Origin of the sequence: Nocardia sp. NPDC060220, assembly GCF_042727815.1 — a bacterium.
GTDB lineage: Bacteria > Actinomycetota > Actinomycetes > Mycobacteriales > Mycobacteriaceae > Nocardia.
The window spans coordinates 1-3,874 of the sequence record NZ_JBHWZY010000669.1 but is presented as its reverse complement, the minus strand read 5'-3'; the positions used below and the strand labels follow the sequence as shown (position 1 = coordinate 3,874).

3 protein-coding genes and 1 pseudogene are annotated in these 3,874 nt (G+C 66.5%); 2 read left to right on the top strand and 2 right to left on the bottom strand.

The genetic code is table 11. The features are described 5' to 3' along the window. Positions 1-427: pseudogene (locus ACFWF3_RS27430) on the top strand (TetR family transcriptional regulator); the annotation flags it as partial. Positions 428-515: 88 nt separating this feature from the next. On the opposite strand, the gene ACFWF3_RS27425 reads toward ACFWF3_RS27430, so the two are convergent. Together ACFWF3_RS27425 and ACFWF3_RS27420 are read right to left on the bottom strand one after the other, a co-directional pair. Then, positions 516-1,832: a lipase family protein gene (locus ACFWF3_RS27425; RefSeq protein ID WP_379316284.1), complete on the bottom strand. Its 1,317-nt coding sequence runs from the start codon at positions 1,830-1,832 to the stop codon at positions 516-518. A 166-nt stretch (positions 1,833-1,998) separates the two neighbouring features. Then, positions 1,999-2,556, bottom strand: coding sequence for a TetR/AcrR family transcriptional regulator (locus tag ACFWF3_RS27420; protein WP_379316282.1), 558 nt, complete (start codon positions 2,554-2,556; stop codon positions 1,999-2,001). A gap of 448 nt (positions 2,557-3,004) precedes the next feature. Here ACFWF3_RS27420 and ACFWF3_RS27415 point away from each other — a divergent pair. Then, a partial coding sequence (locus ACFWF3_RS27415) for a hypothetical protein (protein ID WP_379316280.1) occupies positions 3,005-3,874 on the top strand: 870 nt, incomplete at its 3' end.

The window sequence follows — 3,874 nt, the reverse complement described above, 5'->3', positions numbered from 1 at the left end:
GCTACGCGCCGCCACCATCGAACGGCTGCTGCCGTCGGCCCTGGAGACCCCGCCCGAAGGCCCGCTGCGCGAGCGCCTCGTCGCTCTGCTGGAACGCCAGGCCGAGGCGATCCGAGACACGCCACTGCAGGTGTCGACCTTGGCGTGGCTGGCGACCGGCTCGGACCACAACGCCGACAACGCGGCCGTCAGCTCGCTGCGCCAGCGCATCATCGACCACTATCGGGTGCCGTTCGACCAGGTGCTCGATACCCCCGAGGCCCACCGGCAACTGGGCGAATTCGACACGTACTTCGTACTGTCGCAATTGGTCGGGCCACTCGTTTTCGCGAAGCTCATCGGTCTACGCGCATCGACCCCGCAGGATTGCGCTCGGATCGTCGACGACTTCCTCGCGGCGCGCGCCGAGACTCCTCCGGCGTCCTGAATCCCGCCTGCGCGCCACCATCATTCGCACCACCGTCGACGCAGTCCACCCGGCCGTGCTGCCGATCGCCGGGACCGGCAGCACGACATCACAGATCCGATGTCAGCGAGTTGCCCTCGGGAATCGTGCCGCAACTCGATCCAGCGGCCTCGCCGACGAAGCGCGCATCGATCCACGAGACAGCGCCGACACTCCACGCAGCCAAGGTCGGGATGTGACTGAGCTCGTCGTATTGCCGGTATTCGACGAAGGGGTTGCCGTCCGCGCAGTACCGGCGGGCGAGGCTACGGACATCTCCGGCGACCATGACGCCGTCACCGGTGCCGACCGTCGGCTTGCTCCCGTCCGTACCTTCCATGACCCCGTTGGCACCCTGGGCGATGTAGAGCGGGATGGTCGGGGTCGGCGCGTTCGCGAGGTTGACCTTCTCGACCGCTTCAACAAGGGGCGCAACACTATTGGGGTCGGCGTACTCAGGCTTGACCATCTGCTGCCACGACAGGCCGGGATACTGGAACAGCACATTCGCGATCGACGCGGACCGCAGTGCGGCGACGACCTGCGCGCCGTACGCACTCAGGTAGGGCGAGAAATCGAGGTCATAGGAGCGCGCGACACCGATGACCGCCATCGCGGCGACACCGGACCAGCCGACGCTGCCGCTGACATAGCGCAGGTTGTGCGCGGGATTGACCAGCAAGCCGCCCTGGGTGGCGCCGACGAGTTCGGCGTTCACATCGGGGGCGTAGTCCGGCGCCAGCGCCGCGGCCCAGTCGGTCGCGATCGCGCCGCCGGAATAGCCGACCAGACCGATCCGTGTCTGCGCCGTGAGCCCGGTGGCCTCCGAACGGACCGCCGCGCGGATCGAGTCGAGTGTGTTCATGCCGTACTCGGGCCCCGCCGCGAAATTCGCTTGCTGCCCTTCGGTATCGGCGATGATCACCGTGTAGCCGCGCGCGAGGAGGTCCGCGATCACCGTGGCCTCCGAGGTCAGGACCATACCGCCGAAGCTGACGTCACCGGCGATCGAGCGTGAGGGTCCGTGCTCCGGGTCGAGCGAGTCATAGAAGGACTGGTAAGCGACCGCCCGAGTCGGATCCACTCCACCGGGCGGGATCAGGATCGAGGTGACGTTGGCACTCGGCCGATACCTGGCATCGGTGGTCCGGTACAGCAATTGCACCGCGGTGATCGGCGTGGGGATGCCGACGAGGTGATAGGTCGTGGTCCGGCTGTCGAGGACAGCTCCGGGCGCGAGGTCGGCCAGCGGCGTGTCGTCGCGGTAGCTGTAGAACGGGTCCGATGCCGCAGAGACCGGTGGCGCGAACACTGTGGTCGAGGCGAACGCGACCGACAGCGCGGCGATCGCCGACATCATCGGGGCGACCGAGCGTGCATTCTTCAAGAATTTCCCCTGAAATCTGATACCGCCACCGGATGAAATCCAGCAGCCATTCGAACGAGGCCGAGTACGGGATCGACACGAATTACCGACCACAACCGGACACGAATATCCGGTTGCTGGAACGTATTGTTGACGAAATGGCCCCGCTCCGTCAAGTACTCGAGTTCTAGTCACACAGGGCGTGCAGCAACAGGCCCCGGCATTTGCCCGCCACCGATGCCCGTTCCCGTTCCGGCGTCTTGTTCAGCAGCGCACCCAGCATTCCCACGGCGAGGAAGATCTCCTCGGCGGTGACGCCCCGGCGCACACTGCCACGACGGCTGTCGTCGGCGAGTTTCTCGTCGAGCAAGGCGTACAGGCGGGCGATGATGCCCACCAGCCGCGGGTCGCTGCTGTCCGCGACACGGAACAGATCGAACAGCACAGCAACCTCGACGATTTGGTCGAAGATCTCCGCCAGCAGCTCGTCCAGCGTCGAGTCGACATTGGCGACCATCGACTCCAGCTGGCCGAGATTCTCCTCGAAGACCGCGAGGATGATCGCCTCTCGGTTCGGAAAGTGCCGGTACAGGCTGCCTTGACCGACGCCCGCCGTCCGCGCGATCAGGTTCAGCGGAACGTCCAGGCCGTGTTCGGCGAATGCGGCCTTCGCCGCGACGAGCAGGGCGAGACGATTCTCCGCGGCGGCAGCAGGTCCCCTGTTGGTACGGCGCGGCGAGCTCATCCGGCCAACGTTACCCATCGGCCGATCCCGTCCGGCACCGAACGGCGCCGGACGCCGCTGTCGATGCGCGCGCCCGAGCTCCGTCGACGCGCGCCCATCACCTGAAGAATTGTTGAATCAACAATTCGAAGAATTGAGCCGACGCCAGACAGCTTCCGGCACCACACTGTACGGAATTCATACGCGGCCCGGCGTTGACCTATTCGAATCTAGCAGCGAAACCCTGCCTTACCAAACGAATGTCAGACATTTGTCCGCCGTTCCAACCGCGAATGCGCGATTGGTACGCCCCCACAATCTCTACCCGCCTTCCATCGCGGACCGGGAAACATCCGGACACAACAGTCCGGTTGCGCTAAGGTGCACCTATGCCGGCTTCCGCTCCCTCCGACAGCACATCCGGGCGCCGCGCGCGGCCGACCCAGCGCGACCACCACCTGACCGTGCGGTGAAGACGGCGATCCCGCGCACGCAACGCCACGTCCGCGAGCCGATGCCCGCGTCCGCGGAGGACACGGCGCCGGCCTTCGAATGGCTCACGGCTTTCGCACTGCGGATGCGATCCGAGGCCGAGTCCGAGCCGATTCTGTCCGCCGTCGACTCCGCGATCCAGGAGACCTTCCCGCACTACCTCGCCGACGTCGAAGTCCATCGAGAAGTCCGGGCGGCCACCAGAGCCCACTGGTTGGGCTTCCTCGCGGTGATCGGGCGCACGCAGTTCGAGGCGCGGCCACCCGCCGAGGCAGTGAACGGCGCACGGACCGTGGCCCGCCGCGGCTACGGCGTGGACATGCTGCTCAAGACCTACCGCGCAGCGCAGCGGGGGTTGTGGCGATACATCACCCAGGTGCTGCACCAGCAGATCCCCGATCCCGAACTGCGCGGGGCTGTCCTGGTCATCTTCTGGGAGCACAGCACCCTGTGGCTCGATACCTGCCTCGACGGCATCGTCGCCGCCTACATGGACGAGCGTGAGCACCACACCCGCAATTCCGATGCCCAGCGCACAGAGATCGTGCAGGCCATCTTGCGCGGGGAACCGGCACCACCGGCCGATTCGCCCGACAAACTCGCACACTCGATGGACAACGTCCATGTCGCGCTTGTTCTCTGGACCGACCCCGAGGTGCCGGCGCGATACGCCACCGGTCTGCTGCGTGACTACGCGGCCCAGATCGCGCGCGCACTCCGGGCGCCCCCTCCGCTCCTGATCAGCAGCGGCGTCCACGGTTTGTGGGCCTGGATCGCGACGTCGCATCTCCCGGACATCGCCGCGGTGGCGCCGCCGCCGAGCGCACACCTTCACCTCGCGCTCGGC